The sequence below is a fragment of the Oceanibaculum indicum P24 genome (assembly GCF_000299935.1).
Lineage (GTDB): Bacteria > Pseudomonadota > Alphaproteobacteria > Oceanibaculales > Oceanibaculaceae > Oceanibaculum > Oceanibaculum indicum.
Genome location: NZ_AMRL01000020.1, coordinates 25,637 through 46,475, shown reverse-complemented (window position 1 = coordinate 46,475; position 20,839 = coordinate 25,637). Strand labels below are relative to the sequence as shown.

Here is a 20,839-nt window from a genome sequence, read left to right as displayed (position 1 = left end):
GGATCATGCGGGAAGTTCCGCAATCAGGTCGCGGTTGCGTGCCCGCACCGCTGCCTGCCAGCGCGTATGCTCCCCCGGCGGCGCATCGGACAGGCCGCCGCCCTGCCGGCGGTAGCGCGTACCGATGATCCCGGAATGCCGCCAGACAGCGGGCAGGGCGGACAGCCGCAGCTTGAAGTCCCAATCCTCATAGAGCGGCAGATCGTGCGCGAAGCCGCCGGCCTGCAGATACAGCGGCTTCGGCAGCAGCATGTCGCGCGGGATCGGTGCTGTGCGACGAGCGAACCAGCCGGTGCGCTCCGCCATATCCATCGCGGCATGGAGCGACAGCGACCAGCGCCCGGTTTCGGCGCCGAAGGCATCTGTCAGCGCCACATCGGAGAAGCCGATGGCCGGCGCGCGGCCCGCGAAGGGCGCCACCGCCGCCCATTCCGCTGCATGCTTGCCCGGCGCCATAACATCGTCGCCGTCCAGCGTGACGATCCAGTCCGCCTGTGTGTCGCGGATGGCAAGATCGCGGTTGGCGCCCGGCCCCAGCCGCCGTTCGCGCAGGACCGGGACGATCCTTCTGTCCGCCGCCGCGAGGCTGCGGATCAGCTCGCGAGAGCCATCGGTGGAGGCATCGTCGGCAATGACAATGACCTCGAAGGGCAGGCTCTGCGCCTGTACCGAGGCGATGGCGTCTGCCAGATAGGGGGCATTGTCGCAGGAGGCCAGGATGCAGGCGCGGAGGCTCATGCGCGCCTCCGCCTTTCGTGCGATCCGGTTCCGTGTGACGCTGGGGCATGCGCATCAGCCTCGTCATGCCCTCCTTCAATCAGGGCCGGTTCATCGGTCAGGCGCTCGCCAGTGCTCTGGACGGGGCGGATTCGGCGGATGAGGTGATCGTGCTCGACAATCTCTCGACCGATGGCACGGCGGAGGTGCTGGCCGGCTTCAAGGCCCGGTATCCGGACCGGCTGACCGTTTTGCGCGCAGCCGATGGCGGGCAGGCGGAGGCGCTGAACCGGGGTTTCGCGCTGGCGACCGGCGACCTCATTGGCTGGCTGAATGCCGACGATGTGCTGGCCGAGGGCGCGCTCGCCCGGATGCGGGCGATGTTCGCCGCCCAGCCCGATCTCGCGCTGGCGCATGGCCATGCGCGCTGGATCGATACGGATGGCCGCGATCTCGGTGCCTATCCGGTGCGGGCGGATGGGCTGCTGCATGATTTCCGCGATGGCTGCTTCGTCTGCCAGCCGACCGTGCTTCTGCGCCGCGCGGCGCAGGCGGCGCTGGGGCCGCTGGATGAGGGGCTGGAAACCGCGATGGATTTCGACCTCTGGCTGCGCGCCTGGAAGTGCTATCCGGGGCGGATCGGCTTTGTGCCGGAGGTTCAGGCGCTGCAGCGCCGCCATGGTGGGGCCAAGACCGAGCGGCTGCGCGCCACCGTGTTCGTCGAATCGATGCAGGTGCTGCACCGGCACGGGCTGGAGGTGCCGGAGCGCTGGCCGCTCTCCTACGCAGAGGAGGTGGCGGCGGGCACTGCCCCGGCGGCTGGCTGGCCCTCGGTGCGCGCTGCCTATGGCACGGCGGCCGGGCCGGCTGCGCTGGCGGCACTTGAAGCGCGGGTGGCATCCGATCCGGCTTTCGTGATGCTTCACAGCCATCCCAGTTCCTCCAGCCGGGCACGGTAGCGGCGGCCAGCGGCTTCGGGGCTGTAATCCCGCCGGATCAATGCCTGTCCGCGTGCGGCGACGGTTCGGGCACTGGCCGGATCGTCCGCCACCTGCCGCGTCAGCCGGGCGGCATGCGCGATATCCGGTTCCGCCCAGTGCTGGCCCTCGCCGTGTGGATAGGCGCCGGGCGGCACGGGGACGAGGCTGTATGCGACGGGAAAGCCGGTCTCCGCCGTCAGGTAATCCGCTGTTCCGGAGCAGCCTGTGGCGATCACCGGCAGACCCAGCGCCAGCGCTTCCGCCGGAATACGTCCGAACCCCTCCGCCCGGTGCAGCGAGATATGCGCGTCGCAGCAGGCGAGCAGCGCCTCGGCCTCCGCACGGGGCAGGCGGCGGTCGATCAGCTTTATGCGCGGATCGGCGGCAATAGCGTCCTGCAGTTCCGACTCCGGCGGCAGGTTCATCGCTTTCACCACGAGGCCGACATCGCGGCGGGCGCGCGAAAAGGCCATTTGGAACGCGTCGATGACACCCAGCGGGTTCTTGCGCGCCAGCGTCGAATTACCGTCGAACCCGGCATGGAACAGGAAGCTTCCCGCCGGCAGGCCGAAATCGGCGCGGGAGAGGCTGGCGGGAGAAACCACTACGGCAGGCGGCAGATGCCGCACCGGTACCGGCGCGTCGCCATAGGCAGCGGCGGTAAAGGTGCTGGCGGCCCAGAGTTCATCGACCAGATCGTAGGAAGCGGCGAAGCGCGCCGGCCAGCGCGGCAGTTCCCAGGGCCACAGGCCAGCGATCCGCCGGCCATCCCAGAAGCCGCCGCCTTCGCGGGCGAACAGCTCCAGGCTGGCAAAGCCGGTCAGGCACAGCAGGGTCGCCGCATAGGGTGGGGCGTCGCTCAGCAGGCCACGCAAGCTGTCATCCGCCGTATCGCCCGGTACCGGCACGTCCAGCACCGCGACCGGTACCCCGGCGGCTTGCAGCGCGCGGGCGGCCATCCGGCAATCCTCGCCAATGCCGAGCGCCCCCTGCACATGGCCGACGAGGGTGACGCCGCCCTTCTGCAAATGAATAGGCGTGCGCCGGATGGCAGGGGCCGCCAGCGCCGGCACTTCCGCCGCGCCATGGGTTCTGCACCAGTCAGTGAAGGCTGGACCATCCGGATCGGCGAAGGCGGTTTGCAGATCGGCCCGCGCCGCCTGCACCGCGCGGCGCAAGGGCGCGCCCTGCCAGGCCGGGTTTTCACGCAAGGCCGGATAGTCGCGGCTTCCCTCCAGCAGGCACCAGGCCAGGAAATCCCCGTTAGTCGGATGGCGCGCCGTCACATCGGGTCTGAGATGCCGCAGCGCCGTCATCAGCCGCGTCAGGGGCAGGGGCGTGTCCTGCGGCTGGTCCGGTTCGGGATCGTGCAGCCTTTGCCGTCGTGGCTGCGGGCCGTTCTCCAGTAATCGGGCCAGTGTCGGTTCGCCGGGCAGGAAGCGGGTGATCAGCGGCAGCCAGCCGACGGGGATATGCCGCCCCAACGCTGACAGCGCCAGCGCTTCGGACGAGGCGATGTCCACCGCGCTGCCGTCCCGCGCTGTGAGGCGGATATGCGTGGCCGGCTCGACGGTTTCCAGCAGCACGATCCAGCCCGGCAGGCCGGCGGCGCGCGCTGCCACGTCCAGATGGTTGCGCATGCGCCAGTGCCGCGCCAGGCGGTCCTCCAGCAGCGGCGGCTGGTGGGTGTCCATCGGGCGGTCGCTGGCAAAACAATGCAGGATGCCACCCCCGGCCAGCGCGAAGCCGGTGCAGGGCAGCGCAGAGGTTTGTACCTCCGGCTTGCGCAGCGGCAGCGCGCTGCTCATCCCAGAACCAGGAAGTGATCGAGGGTCAGGGCCGCCGGGTCGATGCCGGCCAGCGTTATGTAGCTGTCATGGCCGAGATCGATGACCGCATTTCCCTCGCCATCAATGCCGATCCGCGCCAGCGCCATGGCGGCATCGAGGCCCAGATCGGCGGCCAGCAGGATGACATCCTCGGCGAGGTCGAAATCGAGGATCAGATTCTCCTCGTCCCCGGCCTTGAAGTGGAAGCTGTCGGCCCCGTCCCCGCCGGCCAGCGTGTCGCCGCCCTTGCCGGCATGGATCGTGTCGTCGCCAATACCGCCGCGGATCGAATCGCTGTCCTTGCCGCCGCGCAGCAAATCGCCCTCATCTCCGCCCAGAATGGTGTCGGCGCCGCGATTGCCCTGCAGCTCGTTGCGGCCGGCCCCACCGCTCAGTATGTCGCTGCCGCGCCCGCCGAACAGCGTGTCGTCGCCGGCCCCGCCTTCCAGCCGGTCGCTCCCCTTGCCGCCGCCCAGAAGGTCGCTGCCGGTGCCGCCCAGCAGCGTGTCGTCGCCCTGCTGGCCCAGCACCGTGTCAGCGCCCAGCCCGCCAACGACGAGATTGCCGAGCGCGTTGGCGGCCAGCGAGACACCTTGCGTGCCTGTAATCTCCACCGCCTCCACCGCGTCGGGCAGGGCGTCGATGGTGAAATCCAGCAGCAGCAAATCGTAACCGGCGCTGCCGGCACTCATTACATCGGCGGGGTGGGTGGGGCGGAGGATCGCATCGAAGCTGGGCAGACCGTCCAGCGCGGCCTTCTCGGAGGGGGACAGCGCCGGATTCTCCGCGAAATGCGCCGAGGGCACCGTCGCCATCCGCCGCTCCAGAAATGGTGTAGTTGATTAAATTTCACCATTCTTGCGCGCGGCACACAATAGCATGCCGGAACGTTCGGGAAGAAAAATGTGAGGGCGGATGAATTTCTAGGAATTCCAGTTGCTTACCCCCTCACCCAGCTTCGCCTAATCTCGGCTTTCGCCTCGATAAGGCTGCGCAACCCTCTCCCCCAAGGGGGCGAGGGAGTTTTTTTGATGTCATTTTTCTTATCCCTCTCCCCGGAAGGGGAGAGGGTTGCGACAGCTTGGTGAACGATAGTGAGCCTAGCTGAATCTGGGTGAGGGGAGACGGACAATCGTCTTGAAAGACATGCTGTAGAGCGCCCTCACCCCAACGTCAGGGCTGCCGCATCGCGCAGGATTGCCTCGGCGGCGGGGGTGAAGCCGCCGTCGGCGCCGTGCAGCAGCAGGCCGGGCGAGAGCACCAGCGGCGCCTTGCCGCCCTTGGCGGCGCGGACCAGCACGCGCTTGGCGGGTGTCCCGGTGCGCGGCCAGAGCGGAAAGATCACAACGCTGCCAAAGCGCGCGTCTTCCAGCGCTGCCAGCAATTCCGTCAGCCGGTCTGCGCGGTGGATCAGCGTCAGCGTGCCGCGATGCGGCAGGGCGGTGGCGGCGAAGTGCGTCCAGGCGGGCAGGTCGGCCTCGCCCTCGACATGGGCCAGCGCCTTGGAGGCATCGGGCGGGGCATTGCCGCGATCCGGCGGCAGGAAGGGCGGGTTGCTCATCGCGTGGTCGAAGCGCTCCGCCAGCCGCAGGGTGGCGATATCGCCCTCGATGATTTGGAAACGGTCGGCAACGCCGTTCAGCGCCGCGTTCTGACGCGCCAGTTCGGCAAGGCCGGGCTGGATCTCGATGCCGGTGATCGTGATGTCCGGCCGCCGCGCCAGCAGGCACAGCGCCGCCGCGCCAACACCGCAGCCTATATCCAGCACATGCTGGCCCGGTTTCGGGTCGAGCGACGCGGCCAGCAGTACGGGATCGATGGCGGCGCGGTAGCCCTGCCTCGGCTGGCGCAGCAGGACGCGCCCGCCCAGCAGCCGGTCTTCAGAAAAATCCGGGCTCATACGGCTCCTCGCCGGCATCGCGCAGCAGCCGGCAGGCGGCATCATACTCATCGTCGGTGACCATCAGCCGGCGCGGCAGCACGCCCAGGCTGCCCTCCAGGATGCTGGTATGGGTGTCGAACACCAGCGCCTCGATGCCGGAATCGGCCAGCAGCGAGACCAGCCAGGACAGTTTCACCGGGTCGTTGGTGCGCATCAGCTCGCGCAATGGCTTCTCCTTGCATGCGGCAGTCGGTTGCACTTGACCGATGGTGCACCGGTCTTATGCTCGCTGTCGTCGCGGGCAGGCGTCAAGCCGGGCCGCTAAAGCCAACCGAGCATAAGGTGCATCCGTGGCCACAGCCACCAGCGTATCAGAGGACAGCAAGCCGGCGAACCGCAGCGCACTCGACCGGCTGAGCGGCTTCGTCGCCGAAGACATGGAGCGGGTGAACCGGCTGATCGTGGAGCGCATGGCGAGCCCCGTGGCGCTGATCCCGCAGCTGGCCAGCCATATCGTCGCCGCCGGCGGCAAGCGCATGCGCCCGATGATGACGCTGGCCGCTGCCCAGCTGCTGGGCTATGGCGGCGATGACCATGTGAAGCTGGCGACGGCGGTGGAGTTCATCCACACCGCAACGCTGCTGCATGACGATGTGGTGGACGAGAGCGATCTGCGCCGCGGCGTGGACAGCGCCAACGCGATCTGGGGCAACAAGCCCTCCGTGCTGGTTGGCGACTTCCTGTTCAGCCGTGCCTTCCAGCTGATGGTCGATGCCGGCTCGCTGAAGGTGCTGGGCATCCTCTCCAACGCCTCGGCCGTGATCGCCGAGGGCGAGGTGCAGCAGCTCATCACCGCCAACGACATCTCCACCGACGAGGCCGCCTATCTGCAGGTGATCGAGTCCAAGACGGCGCAGCTGTTCGCCGCCGCCGCGCAGGTCGGCGCGGTGGTCGCGGGGGCGACGCCGGAGCAGGAGGCGGCACTCGCCGCCTACGGCCTCAATCTCGGCATCGCCTTCCAGCTGACCGACGATGTGCTGGATTATTCGGCCAAGCAGGCGGAGCTGGGCAAGGCGGTCGGCGACGATTTCCGCGACGGCAAGATCACCCTGCCGATCATCCTGGCGGTTGCGCGCGGCGATGCGGAGGAGCGCGGCTTCTGGCAGCGTACGCTGGAAGAGCAGGACATCCGCGACGGCGATCTTGAACACGCCATGGCGCTGATGGCCAGGCATGGCACGCTGGCGGAGTCGCTGGAGCGGGCGCGCGGCTACGGCAAGGCGGCGCGCGAGGCGCTGCATGTCGCCCCGGCCTCGCCGCTGCGCGACGCGCTGGAAGACCTGATCGACTTCACGGTCGAGCGCGCCTTCTGAGGTTATTTCAGGCTGAGGCTTTTCAGGACGAATCGTCAACCGATCCGGGACGGAAGGGACAGTGCGGCTGTTCCTGGCCGCCGATACTGTCTCCCTCGATACAGAAGGGAGACACTCCATGTCTGAAGCGGCAATTACGTCTTTTCTCGGCGATCTGGCGAAGGATGAGGGGCTGCAGGCCCAGGTGCGGGAGCTGCTGCCCGCCAATCCCGGCAAGCCGGAGGTCAGCGCGGCGATCCTCGCGGTGGCGCGGCGCTCCGGCTTCGATGTCGATGATAGCGATGCCGCGATTGTCGAAAGCGCGCTGGTCGAAGCCCCCCGCACTGCCGATGGCGAGCTGGACGAGGCGGCGCTGGAACAGGTCGCTGGCGGCTTCGGCTTTGCCACCGCGGGCTTCTTCCTGATCGGCCTCAAAGGCCTTGGGGATACGGTCTCGAACACCTTCACCGCGGTTTTCGGCAAGGGCTGACGCGGCTGTTCGCAGGCAGGCGGAGACAATCGCGCGAATGTCGTGGCTTTGCCCTTGCGGGCAGGGATTTGGGGCGCTATAAGCACGCCCTCGGTCCGGAGCATAGCTCAGCCTGGTAGAGCACTGTCTTCGGGAGGCAGGGGTCGCAGGTTCAAATCCTGCTGCTCCGACCATTCCACCTGGAATAGGTCACGGACCGCCGCGCTGCCGGGCAGCGTCTGAACCGGATATGCACAAGACCGGTGCCGGTTCTGCAGCCCTTCCCTCCGAAAATTTGTCCTGATTGCCGCGCTGACGGTCGATGGCTGGCACTAGAAAATAGGCACGTCAAACGGATCGGTCTCGGGCGTCAGCTCGCCCGCCATGGCCGCGCGCATGGCCTCCTTCACCGCATAGGGGAAGGCCGCCTTGAAGCGCGCGCTGCCCATCAGCCGGTGGTTGGTCTGCAACAGTTCGGCAAGGGCCGCCGGTACGCCGACATTCGCGTGGCCCACCCTGATCGGTGCGCCGAACAGCGCGGACAGCCGGGCCTCATAATCGGGGCTGTCCATATCCAGCATATGGACCGGGAAGTGGGGGGCGAAGATGGCTTGCGTGCGCTCAAAGGAAAACTCGCTCATCTCCCGCCTCAGTACGTCGAGTTCCCAAGCATAGTCGTGCCAGAAAACCGCGTGCCGCCAGAGCGAATCGATAAACCGTTCGGCCGGGCGCCTTACGATAACCACTTCAACCCACCAGCCCTCAAACATGGCAGCCAATACTGGCGCCTCTTCGGGCGTTGTTGATGCCAGACGCTCCGAACTGACGACAACGGAGTTGGAAGCGGGCGCCGCCTCGATCTCGTCCATTAATGCCGCGTACTGGACATCAACCCATTCATGCGAAAACCACTGGGATGTGTAGGCGTCAACGCCGCGAAGCTTTAAGGGCAGACATAGATGCTCTCCACCATTGCGGCCAGCGGTGGGAAAAGTAACACCTTCAGCTTGCGACAGCGCCTCTTGCAGCGATGTCGATCCGCATTTCGGGAAGCCAACATGAAGGAACAGCGTTCTGCCTAGCATTTGTCAGAATACGAAGCGCTGGGAAATCTCAAGGATGACGATATCGGCATCCGTCTCCGGAAGGATACCGCGCACCCCGCAGGGATTCCAATGGAACTCGGTTTCCGCGAAGACGCTGCTGAACAGATAGGTCAGCTTGCGGTTGGCATGGATCGAACTGTGCGAATCCCCCAGCAGCAGCACCTTCTTTGCGATGATCGGGTTCTTGTTGGCATGGCGCTGCCAGGTCTCGCCCAGCGGCGTGCGGTAACTCTCGTCGCCTGCCGAAAGTGTGACAGAGGCACCGGGGAAATCCGGCACATAAACCGGCTGCAGCTCTTCCGGTCTGCCCGCCAGTTTTTCGAGGAGGTCGTGCGCGTCCTCACCTGGAATCACTTGTAAGCCGGATTCCACTTCCTGCCAGTTGAGGTCGAGCGTCTGCAGCACATTGGCGAGAATCTGGACGTAATTACGCGTGGGCAGATGCGTGTCGAAATAGAGCAGCTCCTCGCGCGGCTGGTATTTTTCCAGCCCGTCAATGAACTGGTGAAACAGCAGATCTATACCGCTCTCGTCCAGCCCTGCGCCGAGCCGCTGCATCGCCTCGGTCATGCCAGCGTAGTCTCCTGTGCGCGTGAACAGCGCATCCATCAGGAAGTCCTTTTCCGGCACAACGACAGCAAGCACCTGGCGATCGGCATACTGCTTGCGGACGTATCGGATATGGCGGGCGAACAGCCGCATCTTATCCTCAAGCGCCTCGATGGGCGCCATCGCCCGGATCGCCCAGTCGTTGCTGCCGAGGAAGATGCAGGGGCAGTCGCCCAGCAGGGCGGCGCTGAGGTCCGCCGACAGGTGCCGGGCAGGGTCGAAGGCGGCTTCGTTGTCCGCCGCGCTGCTCGCCGGCCAGGTCAGCGCATAGCGCCTGAGGGCCGCCTGCAGCGGATCGGCGGGGTCGAGACCGGCGATGAAGTCCTGCAACTCTCCCGCCTTGCGGAGGTCGAAGAACCGCGCGATCGATTCAGGAACACTGCTCAAGCCGGTTTCCCGCTAATGCCCGCCATACCGGCCATGAAGTCGGTTTCCCTGCACAGCCACTCGAAATAGCCGCCCTCGGCCTTCCAGGGGTCGGGGAAGGCGGCCCTAAGGTCGCTCCGTTCCCGGTACAGGACCCGCGCCTGCTTGGGGACCGGTACGCCATTGTCGAAGCTATCATAATACCAGTAGCGGTTGGGGATTTCCGGGCTGGTCGCCTTCTCGATCTGGTTGCGATACCAGAGCCACAGCTCATAGACCTCGATATTGTCCCCGGCATAGCGCTGCGTCATCGCATCGCCGACGGCGCCCAGCTTGGTGAAATGGAAGAAGCGCAGGGGCTGGCCGTTGACCCGTGCCATGCCCTGGTCGTCGAAGGACAGGCGGCGCTGGCTGATGTTCCAGCTGGCGACATTGCAGCCGGGGTCGCGCAGGATTTTCACCCGGTCGAAGAAGCAGGGCACGAGATCGCACCATTTCTGATCGACGAAGACGCCCATATCCTGCCGGTCATGGCACCAGTCCTGCAGCCGGTCCGCCCACCAGTCCACGAAGCGCTTGCCTTCCTGGTCGTTGCGGACGGCAAGGAAGCCCAGATTGAAGGCACCGTGGCGCAGCGAGGCCATCTCGTTATCCATGATAGCGCCGCGCCTGGCGCGTGGCTCCGGGTCGATCTGGTGCGGCGTCAGCACGATGGAATGGCTGTCCAGCAGATCGGCGATCTCCGTCACCGGGTTCAGGATCGCGATGTCAGGGTCGAAATAGAACAGCTTCGTGCAGGTATCGCTCTGCATGATCCACTGCATCGCGGCTGCCTTCACGCCGGTGCAGGCCTCGATGACGTCGTGGCCGAACAGCCATTGCCCGGCAGTCTCGCCCAGCAGTTCCTCGGCGGTCAGGACGCGGTCAAACTCCTCTCGGTCCCAGTCGATGGCGAAGCCTTCCGGCGCGCGGTCGGTCAGCACCGCCCACAGCACCCAGTCCGGATGCTGCCGGCGCAGCGTCGTGGCCAGCACCCGCGCCCGGTTCAGATAGCTGTAGGAAAAGCTGGTGAAGGCATGGATCGTCATGGCGCACTTCCGTCCAGCGCGGCGAAGGACAAGGCGCTGTAGCGCCGTTCGATGCGGGTCATGCCGGCGGCCTTCCGCCGGTTCCGCGCCATCTTCCCGGCCTGCCCGTTTGTCAGGAAAGCCAGCAGCTCCGCCTTGTCGGACAGCACGATGCCGTGGCCGGTCTCCTCGATGATGGCCGTCACATTGCCCGATGTGCGGTTGGTGATGACGCTGGCGCCGGCGGCGATGGCCTCGCAGGTGGAGAAGGAAAAGGTCTCGAAGCAATCCGCCCAGTGCAGGACGAAATCGATATCCTTCTCGCGCAGGGCGGTCACCATGGCGTCGGGATCTTCCGCCTTGACGTTCACCGGAACATGCGTGATGCCCGTCAGGCCGGGGGACGCCGTTCCGAAGCACCAGAATTCCAGGTCCGTCTGGCCGGCGAGCGCTTCGTGAAGGTCGCAGAAGACCGTCCAGCCCTTGTAGGGCAGCTGTGTGCCGATGAAGGCGAGCCGGAGCGGTCTGTCCGGATCGCCCGGCTTGGCAGCAGTGGTAACCTTTTCCTCCGCCAGTGTCAGGTGCGGGATGACGATGGCGGAACGGGCCTCGATCCCGCCGCGCGCGCGCCAGAAGGCCAGCGCTGGCTCCGACGGGGCGATCAGGGTGGCGCCGGTGTCGCGGAAGAAGGCGGCAAGCCGGCGCTGGTGGTCGCGGCGGGCCTCGCCGAACAGGCAGAGCTGGCAGGCGTTCGAGGCGATGTCCGGCGCGCCGCAGAAGGCGACATTGTTCCGCTGCAGCGCGAAGCTGGGGCAGATGGTGAAGGAATCGTGCAGCCAGACATGGCACGACGCCCCGGCGGCCTGCGCCAGCGCGGCCAGCGCCTCCGGCTGGTGCCCCATCAGATGGTGCACAATCAGGCTGGTCGCCGTGAACTTTCCCGCAAGCGATCCGATGCAGGCGGTAAGCTCCGACATCAGGACGGTGCCCACCTCTTCGCCCGCCGCGATAACCCGCATCAGCGGATCGCCTTTCCGGTCCGCGAGGCATGGCAGGGGCTGCCAGGGATGGATGTTCACATAGAGCGCGCCCTGCGCCGGGGCCAGCTTCTCCTCGCGCTGGATGCAGAACTGCACGCCGCCGCCGATCTTCCGGTAATCATCCTGCCCGGCTGCGATCACCAGCCGGTCCTGGCCGGCCTTGCGGCGCGCGAGGATGCGCTTGCCAAGCGTCGCCGCCTTCTGACGTGTGGGAGGCTTCTCCTGCTTCAGCCATTTGGCGACCAGCGCATTGAAGCTGGTCTGCTGCGCCAGAAGCTCATGCCGGCGGCCCGCCGGGTGGCGCGGCGCGCGTCCCTCTGCCTGGCCGGCGACGACATAATGCCAGAGCGGGTTGATGCCCGCCTCGGCGACATCGGGGTTGCTGGAAAGGTAGAAGCCGGTCGAAAAGGCGGGGCTGGGGTCGCGGCCTTCCCGCCATCCCGACAGCCAGTAATGCTGCACCGGGTCGATGCCGGCCTCGGCGACGTCCGGATATTTGCCAAGATAGAAGGCAGCATCGACATGCGGCGCGATGATATCGGCCTGCCGCTCATGCAGTGGCGTTTCTTCGGCGGGGCGCAGACTGCGATTCTCGTAGCGCCCGAAGATGACGTAATGCCAGAACGGGTTGATTTCCGCCGCCTCGACATCCGGGTTCGCCTGCAGATAGGCCAGTGTGCAGAAGTCGGGCGACGGGTCGCGGCGTTCGCGCCAGCCATACCGCACATAATGCGCGACGGGGTCCATGCCGTCGGCGGCCACGTCGGGATTGCGGTCGAGATAGAAAACCGCGTCGAAATACGCGGCGATATCCTCGATCTCCCGGTGGAAGTCGCTCTCGGCGGTCATGTCTCGGTTTCCGGCAACGCGCTTACGCCTCAGAAGAAGAAAATGAAAATCCAGAACAGGTGGGCGAACAGCCCGAGGAAGGACAGCGTGACAATGAACCGCCGGTTCCAGACGATCTTGCGGACGAAGTCGCCGAAGCGCGAGGTCTGCTGCAGGATCGCCTCGGTGCGTTCGTCCTGGCGATACAGCACCTTGTCGTGGAGGGTGACATCGCGCTGCAGCGTCTCCAGCCCCTTCAGGGCGAAGTGATAGAACCTGCCGGTTTTCTGCTGTTCGTCCTGCAGCCCCGCCACCGCCGACTCCAGCTGAGCCAGCCGCGTAAACAGCGCATGCGTCGCCAGCACGGAGGCCGCCTGTCCCGCCGCCGGCAGCGATCCCGCCTGCCCTGCCAGCCGGACCTCGATGCTGTGGCTGGCCAGCGCCCGGCCCTGGGGGTCCTGATATTCGAAGGCGTGATAGCCGTCGCCGATGCCGTTGGCGGCCAGATCCTCGCGCAGCTGCCCGGCTTCCATCCGCGCCGTCCGGTCGCCATCGACATAGATCTCGATCGGCAGCCGTGCCGACGGGCGTGCCGGGTCCCAGGCCCAGCCGAACAGCCGGTCGCCATCGATGGCATCGATGCAGCCGAGAATGCCGCCCGCGTGCGCCGGCAGGCTGGCCTGGCGCGCCGGCAGGCTGCTCCCCGGCGCCGGGGCCATCAGCGCTGCCCTCCGACGGCCAGCGTCGGCTGCCGTGTGACGCCTGCGTCCTGAGTGCCCGTGTCCTGAATAAAGGACAGCATCCGGTCCGCCAGCGATGCGGCATCGCAGGCAGCGAAGGGGATGCCGCCCGACTGCTGCCCGGCCTCGGCCAGCCCGCCCAGATCGGCATAGAGGATGGGACGCCCGGCGGCTGTAGCCTGGCGGACGATCAGCGGATCATTCTCCCACCAGACCGACGGCACGATGACCGCATCGACGCCCGCCAGCAGGCCCGGCAGTTCCTCATGCGCATAGCCGCCGCGCTGCGAGACGGATGCGCCCAGCCTGTCGGAAAGCGCCGCGATCCGCGCCTTGTAGGCCTCGGGCGCATGCTTGTCCGATCCATGCACGGCGATGCGGAAGCCTTCTACGCCCTGTTCCTTCAGCGACAGGGCGGCCTCCAGTAGCACATGCAGCCCCTTGTGCGGCATCACATTGGCGAAGAAGCCGAAGCGAATGGGCGCGTCCGGCCGGCACTCGCGCGGCGGCAGCGGCGTCACCCCCGCCCAGCCTTCCGGCAGGGCGTTGGGCTGGCAGACGATCCGCTCCGCCGGGATGCCCCAGGCGAGGAAGCGCTCGCGCAGGAAGGCGCTGGGCGCGATCAGCCGGTCCACCAGCTCCAGTGCGGCGCGGATGCCTTGTTCGCGCAGGGCGAAATCCTCAAGCGAGGCTTCCGGCAGGCACTGCAGGCAGGCATGCGGTTGCGCGCCATAGCACAGCGCGCCGTCCTGCTTCTTCGTCATCAGCCCGTCATGGGCGCAGATCGCATAGTAATCATGCAGCGTCAGCAGGATTTCCGCGTCCGGGCAGGTGCGCCGCGCGACAGCGATGCCTTCCACGCCCAGATACAGCAGATGGTGGAAATGGATACGGTCCGGGCGGTAATCCTGCAGAAAATCCCTAAAGGAGCGCAGGACGCCCAGATCATCCAGCTGCGACAGGTGGAAGGTGTCGAACGCCCGGATCGAGATGCCGGTCTCGTTCCGGCCGGCTGTCGGCGTCAGGAAATCGCTGCCAGCCCCAGGTTTGGCATGCCAGGAAGGCACGCAGGCCAGCAAATGCGACTCGATGCCGGGTTCGCCGAGTGCGGCGCGGTGCAGGCTGCGCGCGCACAGCTCTGTCCCGCCGGGCTGGAACTCGAAGAAGGCCGGGGCAACCTGCAGGATGCGCATCACGCCACCTGCCGCAGCGGGCCGCCCGCGAACGCCCCTTGCAGTGCGGCGATATCCGCGCCCCAAAGCTTCGTGTGCAGCCAGCCATTATAGGCATCGACCGGCGCCAGGCTGTAGCTGGCATGGCCCTCGATGGAGGCGCGCTCCATATGCATCAGCGCGGCGTCGGCCATGTACCAGTTGCGCCAGCCCTGCCGACGGCAGCGCAGGCTGAGGTCGGTATCCTCGAAATCGCCGATCACATAGTGCTCGGGAATGCCGCCCACCGCCTCGTACTTGCCGCGCGCGATCATCATGCAGGCGCCGGTGACGGCGGGAACCTCCCGCGAGGTACAGGCCGCAGGCCAGTCGGCGGGGTAGCCCTTGCAATAGACGCCGTTCAGCCACCATTGCGTGATGCCACCGATGAAATGCAGGCCGGCATGCTGGATGCTGCCATCGGGGAACAGCAGCTTCGGCCCCAGCAGGCCGATCTCCGGTGTTGCCTTGTAGAAGCCCAGCATCTGGCTGAGCCAGCCATGCCCCATCGGCACGACATCAGAATTCAGGAACAGCAGCATCGGCGCGGTGGCCAGCGACGCCCCCAGATTGGAGGCGCCGGCGAAGCCATAATTCTCCGCATTCACCGCCAGCCGGCAGGGCACGCCGAAGGTCAGGTGCAGCCCGCGCAGCAGCGAGTCGACCTCCGCCGCATCCTCCGGCTTGTCGAGCACATAGATCAGCTCGGCATTGGTCAGGTCTGGATCGAAGGCAAAGCGCATCCATTGCGCGCGGATGAAATCATAGCGGCCATAGAGCGGGATGACGATGCTGACGCCGGGCTTCGTCGGTTGCGTGCCGAAGGAAACCACCCGGTCGATCCGCTTGCCGGTCAGGCACTCCGCCTGCAGGGCGCCCAGCGCCGGATGGTAGAGGGTCTCCAGAATCTCCGGCGTGACGCTCTCGCGCGGGACGGAACGCAGCACAAGATCGCGGGCGAGGCGTGGCGTCATCTGCGAGACCGGGCTCATGAGATCGATCTTCACCCCGCCGGCAAAATCCAGCTCGGCGCGGGTCTGCAGCCCATGCCGCGCGCCCTTCGCCATCGGCAGGAAGGCGACGAAGCCGGGCTTTTCCCGCAGCATCGGCAGGCCGTTCTTCTGGAAATGCTTGCCGACTTTCTCATCGTCGATGCGGACCAGACGGTCGAGGGCGGAGGTCTTTTCGCCATAGGCCGACACCACGTCGAAGCGCTGCAGCGCCTCATGCGGGTCCCACAGCCAGCCGCGCAGGTAGATACCGGCATCGCCGCAGGGCACGGCAAGGTCAATGCCGCCGCCGAACGGCGCCCTGGCATTGGCGCTGGTCACGGCGCCGAAGGCCTGCAGCCGCTGCATCCAGGCGAAGACCAAGCCGAACGGATCGTCCTTGCCGATGATCGTGCCCAACGCCTCACGCAGGCGCAGCCGGGCCGCCATATCGAACTCCGCGACCCGCCCGAGAAACGCCTTCATTGAGGTGCCGCGGACGTTCGGCGCGGCGATCTTCAGCGCCTGATCGCCCTGCAGCATGACCACGATCTCGTCCCGGAAGGGCTGTTCATCCTGCCCGTTCAAAAACAGGCCCTGGCGGAAATCGCTGTTGGAGACGCGGGAAATCTCGACAGGTTTTGTCAGGGTGACGCGCGCGCCATCCTGGCCGATCGACAGGATCGTCACCGGGCGCGTGTCCGGTGCCACCAGCCGCGATTCGACATAATGCTTACCGTGCGACAGGTCGGCGTGATAGCTGACCGGCAGATAGGCGGTCGCCATCTCCAGCAGCAGGGCGTGAATCGCGGATGTATCCTGCCCGCGTTCGAACAGGCCAAGCCGGGGAGCGGCCTCACGCACGAGGAAACCGAGGGTGCGCAGGCAGAGATCGTTGCCCAGCCGCCGCGCGGCCTCGGCGAAGGGCAGTGCCGGCCCGGAAGGGACAAGCAGGGTCTGTTTGCCGCGGTCGCCGATTCTCATCTGCGAGACGGGCTGCGCGGAGCGTCCGGAGCGGCGGAAAAGGACAAAGCCGCGCCGCCGCACGCCGCCGCGCACATCGACGACGGTGCGGACAAGCTGCTGCACCGGCTTCTCGCCGCGATTGAGGGCAAGGGTGGCGTCGGCGGGAAAGGGTTGTGTCTCGGCCAGGATGCCAAGATACAGCTCCGGCCCGAGCAGGAAGAGGGTGATGGCGGCGGAGCCGGAGGGCGCAGTCTCCCGCATCTGGCATACGAGCCCTTGTTGGCGCGGGACAGTTCCACCCGCAGGAAGCGACAGCGGACCGGTATTCTTGCCGGCCGGGCTCTCGCGGGAAATTACGCCTGCTTTGTTAAGATCAGCTGAACAGGAAGAAATCGGCCGTCAGGGTGGCGGCGTCCACGCCCTGCAGCTCGATGGTGGAGCCGTCCGGCAGCGTGACCACGGCATGGCCCGAGCCATTGTTGGCAATGGCCAGCTGGCTGAAGCTGTAGCCGACGATTTCGATCCGGTCGCTGCCGGTGCCGAAATCGGTGATCACCGCCGTGCCGTCGCCCTGCTTGAAGGAGAAGATATCGTCGCCTGCCCCGCCGGTCAGCGTATCCGTGCCCTTGCCGGAATAGAGCGTGTCGTTGCCGCCGCCGCCGACGATGCTGTCATTATCCTTGCCGCCGCGCAGTTCCGCGGAGATGGCGCTGCCAGCGGTTACGATATCATTGCCCTGATTGCCCTGCATCGTGTCGCTGCCGGTGCCGCCCACAAGGGAGTCATCCCCCGTTCCGCCATAGATCAGGTTGTTGCCGGCCGTGCCTTCGACGGTGTCGTTGTCGTCGCCGCCGCGCATCGTGTCGTTGCCGGAGCCGCCGACCAGAGAGTCGTCGCCTTCGTCGCCGAACATCGTGTTGTTGCCATCATCATCCGCCGCCACGCCACCATAAAGGAAGTCATTGCTGCCGCCATACATGACGTCGTTGCCTTCGCCGCCATAATTGAGGTCGTCGCCCGCACCGCCGGAGACAATGTCGTTGCCGGCACCGCCGAACTGGGAATCGTTGCCGGCACCGCCCATGATGATGTCGGTGCCCGCCCCGGCGACGACCAGATCGTCGCCCGTGCTGCCGGCGACCGTCACCGTGTCGTTGGCGGAGCTGTCGATGATAACCTTGTTATTGGATCCGGTCAGCGTCACCGTCTGGGTCGGCGTGGTGATCGACACCTTCTGGATGCTGGTCTCGACGATGTTCTGCTGCGTCAGGATCGCGCTGATCACATCCTTGGTGATCTGCGAGATGCTGGTCGTCGTGTCGATGATGCCGCCGGGGATGGTTGCCATGGGAGGATTCCTTTCTGGAAGGCTGGCTGCCGCCTGTTTCTAGCGCGGCGATACTATGTGCGCATCGGAGATAGAAGCAATTTTATGGAAACATGCGCCCGCTTCCAGCATGCCGTCAATGGAATAATAGTGTTTTACAAAATGATTAACCAATTATTCAAAGTGGTTAGCTGGTCACTTCGAAAAGAAAATCGGCCTCGGTCAAGGCGTTGATGCCGGCCAGCCTTATCATGCTACCGCTGACGTTAAATATCAGAAATTCACCATCATCGGATTGCAGCGCGAGCGCCGCCTGGATTTCCGGCTCGGTGACCCCCTCCACCATCAGCCGGTCCATGCCCTGTGTGAAATCCAGCAGGGTGGGGGCAAGCTCGGCGCCCGGAAAGATGGGATCGTATCCGCGCAGCACGAAGACATCCGCCCCGTCTCCGCCTTCCAGCGTGTCGCGCCCCAGCCCGGAATAGAGCGTATCGTCGCCGGCCCCGCCGACGATCGAATCATGCCCCTTGCCGCCGCGCAGCACATCGCCGCCCTCGCCGCCTGTCAGCGTGTCCGCGCCCTTGCCGCCGCTCAGCGTATCCGCGCCGCCGGCCCCTGTAATGCGGTCGGCATGGTCGGCCCCGGCAATCATGTCGGCCAGCGCGCCGCCGGTCACGTCGATGGCGCCATAGGCGCCCAGCAGATGCTCGTTGCCGGCCGTCAGGGACAGGATTTTGTCGTATTGGCCGCCGCCAATCTGGAAGCCCCAGGCGATGGTGGAAACCAGCCCGACCAGCGCCGGCCCGTTCGCGCCCTCGACCCAGACCGGCCCGCCGCTATGGCCAGGACGTACTTCAAATCCCGTCAGCGACAGCACGCCAGCGGCTTCCGTCAGGCCAGCCGATGCGGTCTCCGTCGTCATGCGGCCCGATTGTATTCCCGGATAGCCAGTCAGGGTGGCGGTTCCTGCTGTGAAGCCGGGGTCGAGCGTCATCCAGCCCAGCTCCTCGCCCAGCGGGGTGTCGAAGCTCAGCACCGCATAGTCACGCGTGACCTCGTCGATCTCCAGCACGTTGTCGTCATCCGGATCGACGATCTCGTGCGACCAGCTGACCGCCGTGTAGGTGCCGAAAGGCTGTGTCAGCGGCGTGCTGCCCGGTGCGATCTCGATATGGTCGGCGACGCCATAGCGGGCGTCATAGACGATGTGCGAGGCGGTCAGCACATCATTGCGACCGACCAGCACGCCGCTGCCTGTCTTCTCCTCCCGACCAGTGGCGGTGTCGAACCAGGCCCGCACCGACACGACGGTCCGCCAGGGTGCGCTCTCGGTGTCGGGAACGATGCTGTATGCCATGGCGGGATTCTATAAGGGGTTTCGGCGCCCGGCGGAAGTTATCTGTACTTCAGCTGCTTGTATGAATGTAATCTATAAGTTACATTTCAGTATGATCGAAGTGCGCCAGACAGAGGTCTTTGCCAGCTGGTTTGGCCGGCTGAAGGATCGTGACGCAAAGGCGCGGATCGCGATCCGGTTGCGGCGGCTCTCGCTGGGCAATCCGGGCGACGTGAAACCGGTCGGCGGCGGCGTCAGCGAATTGCGGATCGATCACGGGCCGGGCTATCGCGTGTATTTCTGCCAGCGTGGACCCGTCCTGATGATTCTGCTGTGCGGCGGAGACAAGCGCACGCAGGACCGAGATATTGCGAAGGCCAGGGCGCTGGTTTTGGAACTGGAGGAATAGGACGATGCCGGTAAAGACACGGCTGTGGGATGCTTCCGAGCATCTGGACAGTCCAGAGGCGATAGCCGCCTATCTGGATGCGGCCATGGAGGATGGCGACCCGGCGGTCATTACCGCCGCGTTGGGTGATGTCGCCCGGTCGCGGGGCATGACGCAGATCGCCCAGGAGACCGGACTTGCGCGCGAATCGCTCTATCGCGCCCTCAGCGCGGAGGGGCGGCCGGAATTCAGCACGGTGCTGAAGGTGCTGAAGAGCTTCGGCGTCCGCCTGTCCGCCACGCCGGTATAAGCGCCGCTTTCCCTACACCGCTGCCGGCCTGCCGCGCGTGACCAGGAACACGAAGGCGAGCGCGGTGCCGAACATCATCAGGCTGTAGATCGCTGCCGGGATGGCGTAGAGCGTCTCGTGGAACAGGCTGGCGGCCACGGCGATCGCCAGCGTGCCGTTCTGCAGCCCGCATTCCAGCGCGATGGCGATGCGCTGCGGCCGTCGCATGCCCAGCCACGCCGCGCCATAGAAGGCAATCGCCATCATCGCGATGTTCAGCGTCAGGGTGATCGCCCCGGCCTGCGCGAAATAGCTGCCGATATTGGCGCGCTCGGCATAGATCGCACCCACCATCACCAGCACGAACAGCACCGCCGATATCCGCCGCGCCAGCGGCTCGAAACGCAGGGCGAAACCCGGCATCGTATGGCGCACCGCCAGCCCGGCCAGCACCGGCACGGTGACGATGACGAAAATCTTCAGCACCGCCCCGGTCACGGTCAGATCACCCGCGACTTCGCCCCCCGATCCGGCGACAAAATGCTGGTGCGCCGTCACCACGATCAGCGGCACGGTGACGACGCTGAGCAGGCTGGTGATCGCGGTCAGCGAGACCGACAGCGCCACATCGCCGCGCGCGAACAGGGTCAGCAGGTTGGAGGTCACGCCACCGGGGGCGGCGGCGATGATCATGACGCCGACCGCCAGCACCGGCTCCACCCGCCAGGCGGTGACCAGCGCGAAGGCGACCAGCGGCAGCACGATGATCTGGCTGACGGCACCGATCAGGAAGTCGCGGGGCTGCGCCGCGACACGCCGGAAATCGCCCAGCGTCAGCGTCAGCCCGATGGAGATCATGATGAAGGCCAGCGAAACCGGCAGCACGATGTCGGTGATGATCCCCATGGAAAGCTTATCCCCTGCGTTTTTGTCGCCGGCACTCTACGCGCTGCGGCGGGTGGGAGGGTAGCGGTACTGTGGTTGCGCACATTTTCTCAAACCGTCATTCCCGCACTTGTTGCGGGAATCCAGGGCTCAGCCTGCTCGGCAGATATCCAGTAAGCGGAGGCCTGGACCCCCGCAATAAATGCGGGGGTGACGGCAAGAGTATAAGTGCCAAAGTCACGGTTTTCTTTCCAGCGCAGACATCCCAACGACGTGATCCCCCCGATTGACAGTGCCGAACCACCGGGGCCATCATGCCGTTATCCAAGGGGCGCCCCGAGAAGGGGCTGAGATACCGCTAGCGCGCGGGAACCCTTAGAACCTGATCCGGGTCGTACCGGCGTAGGGATGGAAAGGGCCGCACACACATCACAGGCCAACCCCCATTTCGAAGCTCTCCCGG

20 protein-coding genes, 1 tRNA gene and 1 riboswitch are annotated in these 20,839 nt (G+C 66.0%); of the genes, 6 read left to right on the top strand and 15 right to left on the bottom strand.

Annotation, left to right across the window (positions count from 1 at the left end; all coding sequences use genetic code 11):
* Positions 1 to 3: 3 nt before the first annotated feature.
* Positions 4 to 738 (bottom strand): glycosyltransferase family 2 protein, encoded by a 735-nt coding sequence (locus P24_RS14085; protein ID WP_008945407.1) that lies wholly within the window; start codon positions 736 to 738, stop codon positions 4 to 6.
* Between the two features lie 47 nt (positions 739 to 785).
* Between P24_RS14085 and P24_RS14080 the strand changes: the two genes are divergently transcribed.
* Positions 786 to 1,676: a glycosyltransferase gene (locus tag P24_RS14080; protein ID WP_008945406.1), complete on the top strand. Its 891-nt coding sequence runs from the start codon at positions 786 to 788 to the stop codon at positions 1,674 to 1,676.
* Here P24_RS14080 and P24_RS19370 read toward each other — a convergent pair.
* The 4 genes from P24_RS19370 to P24_RS14060 all read right to left on the bottom strand — a co-directional run bounded on the left by P24_RS19370 (position 1,640) and on the right by P24_RS14060 (position 5,634).
* Positions 1,640 to 3,505, bottom strand: a complete 1,866-nt coding sequence (locus P24_RS19370; RefSeq protein ID WP_008945405.1) for a glycosyltransferase — start codon at positions 3,503 to 3,505, stop codon at positions 1,640 to 1,642. The two genes, P24_RS14080 and P24_RS19370, sit on opposite strands and share 37 nt — an antisense overlap.
* Positions 3,502 to 4,341: a calcium-binding protein gene (locus tag P24_RS14070; RefSeq protein WP_008945404.1), complete on the bottom strand. Its 840-nt coding sequence runs from the start codon at positions 4,339 to 4,341 to the stop codon at positions 3,502 to 3,504. The genes P24_RS19370 and P24_RS14070 overlap by 4 nt, the downstream gene beginning before the upstream one ends.
* A 347-nt stretch (positions 4,342 to 4,688) precedes the next feature.
* Positions 4,689 to 5,426: a tRNA1(Val) (adenine(37)-N6)-methyltransferase gene (locus P24_RS14065; RefSeq protein WP_008945403.1), complete on the bottom strand. Its 738-nt coding sequence runs from the start codon at positions 5,424 to 5,426 to the stop codon at positions 4,689 to 4,691.
* The gene (locus P24_RS14060) at positions 5,407 to 5,634 is read right to left on the bottom strand and encodes a putative signal transducing protein (protein ID WP_008945402.1); all 228 of its coding nucleotides are present in this window, start codon (positions 5,632 to 5,634) and stop codon (positions 5,407 to 5,409) included. The genes P24_RS14065 and P24_RS14060 overlap by 20 nt, the downstream gene beginning before the upstream one ends.
* Positions 5,635 to 5,758: 124 nt before the next feature.
* Between P24_RS14060 and P24_RS14055 the strand changes: the two genes are divergently transcribed.
* The 3 genes from P24_RS14055 (at position 5,759) to P24_RS14045 (ending at position 7,423) form a co-directional block, all read left to right on the top strand.
* On the top strand, positions 5,759 to 6,781 hold the full coding sequence (locus P24_RS14055; protein ID WP_008945401.1) for a polyprenyl synthetase family protein: 1,023 nt from the start codon (positions 5,759 to 5,761) through the stop codon (positions 6,779 to 6,781).
* 118 nt (positions 6,782 to 6,899) lie between these two features.
* Positions 6,900 to 7,250, top strand: a complete 351-nt coding sequence (locus tag P24_RS14050) for a hypothetical protein (protein ID WP_008945400.1) — start codon at positions 6,900 to 6,902, stop codon at positions 7,248 to 7,250.
* Between the two features lie 96 nt (positions 7,251 to 7,346).
* A tRNA-Pro gene (locus tag P24_RS14045) sits at positions 7,347 to 7,423 on the top strand.
* A 138-nt stretch (positions 7,424 to 7,561) separates the two neighbouring features.
* Here P24_RS14045 and P24_RS20125 read toward each other — a convergent pair.
* From P24_RS20125 to P24_RS20635, 9 genes are all read right to left on the bottom strand, one after another.
* Entirely contained in the window at positions 7,562 to 8,314 is a 753-nt protein-coding gene (locus tag P24_RS20125) for a hypothetical protein (RefSeq protein WP_156816317.1), read from the bottom strand.
* Between the two features lie 3 nt (positions 8,315 to 8,317).
* The gene (locus P24_RS14035; RefSeq protein ID WP_008945398.1) at positions 8,318 to 9,331 is read right to left on the bottom strand and encodes a hypothetical protein; all 1,014 of its coding nucleotides are present in this window, start codon (positions 9,329 to 9,331) and stop codon (positions 8,318 to 8,320) included.
* Positions 9,328 to 10,398, bottom strand: a complete 1,071-nt coding sequence (locus P24_RS14030; RefSeq protein ID WP_008945397.1) for a glycosyltransferase family protein — start codon at positions 10,396 to 10,398, stop codon at positions 9,328 to 9,330. The genes P24_RS14035 and P24_RS14030 overlap by 4 nt, the downstream gene beginning before the upstream one ends.
* Entirely contained in the window at positions 10,395 to 12,266 is a 1,872-nt protein-coding gene (locus P24_RS14025; RefSeq protein WP_008945396.1) for a glycosyltransferase family protein, read from the bottom strand. The genes P24_RS14030 and P24_RS14025 overlap by 4 nt, the downstream gene beginning before the upstream one ends.
* Before the next feature lie 29 nt (positions 12,267 to 12,295).
* Complete coding sequence (locus P24_RS19365) at positions 12,296 to 12,964, bottom strand: hypothetical protein (RefSeq protein WP_008945395.1); 669 nt, start codon at positions 12,962 to 12,964, stop codon at positions 12,296 to 12,298.
* Positions 12,964 to 14,178, bottom strand: coding sequence for a glycosyltransferase (locus P24_RS14015; protein WP_008945394.1), 1,215 nt, complete (start codon positions 14,176 to 14,178; stop codon positions 12,964 to 12,966). Before P24_RS14015 ends, P24_RS19365 begins: the two co-directional genes overlap by 1 nt.
* Complete coding sequence (locus tag P24_RS19360; protein ID WP_008945393.1) at positions 14,178 to 16,412, bottom strand: glycosyltransferase family 2 protein; 2,235 nt, start codon at positions 16,410 to 16,412, stop codon at positions 14,178 to 14,180. The genes P24_RS14015 and P24_RS19360 overlap by 1 nt, the downstream gene beginning before the upstream one ends.
* 112 nt (positions 16,413 to 16,524) lie before the next feature.
* Entirely contained in the window at positions 16,525 to 17,499 is a 975-nt protein-coding gene (locus tag P24_RS19355) for a calcium-binding protein (RefSeq protein ID WP_008945392.1), read from the bottom strand.
* 166 nt (positions 17,500 to 17,665) lie between these two features.
* The gene (locus P24_RS20635; RefSeq protein WP_008945391.1) at positions 17,666 to 18,835 is read right to left on the bottom strand and encodes a trypsin-like peptidase domain-containing protein; all 1,170 of its coding nucleotides are present in this window, start codon (positions 18,833 to 18,835) and stop codon (positions 17,666 to 17,668) included.
* Positions 18,836 to 18,926: 91 nt separating this feature from the next.
* On the opposite strand from P24_RS20635, the gene P24_RS13995 reads away from it, so the two are divergent.
* Together P24_RS13995 and P24_RS13990 are read left to right on the top strand one after the other, a co-directional pair.
* Positions 18,927 to 19,223 carry a type II toxin-antitoxin system RelE/ParE family toxin gene (locus P24_RS13995; RefSeq protein ID WP_008945390.1) on the top strand — a complete coding sequence of 99 codons (297 nt, stop codon included), beginning with the start codon at positions 18,927 to 18,929 and terminating at the stop codon, positions 19,221 to 19,223.
* A 4-nt stretch (positions 19,224 to 19,227) separates the two neighbouring features.
* Complete coding sequence (locus tag P24_RS13990; protein WP_008945389.1) at positions 19,228 to 19,512, top strand: addiction module antidote protein; 285 nt, start codon at positions 19,228 to 19,230, stop codon at positions 19,510 to 19,512.
* Between the two features lie 12 nt (positions 19,513 to 19,524).
* Here P24_RS13990 and P24_RS13985 read toward each other — a convergent pair whose 3' ends face one another.
* Positions 19,525 to 20,397 (bottom strand): bile acid:sodium symporter family protein, encoded by an 873-nt coding sequence (locus P24_RS13985; protein WP_008945388.1) that lies wholly within the window; start codon positions 20,395 to 20,397, stop codon positions 19,525 to 19,527.
* A gap of 296 nt (positions 20,398 to 20,693) precedes the next feature.
* Positions 20,694 to 20,802: riboswitch (TPP riboswitch) on the top strand.
* The last annotated feature ends 37 nt before the right edge of the window (positions 20,803 to 20,839 follow it).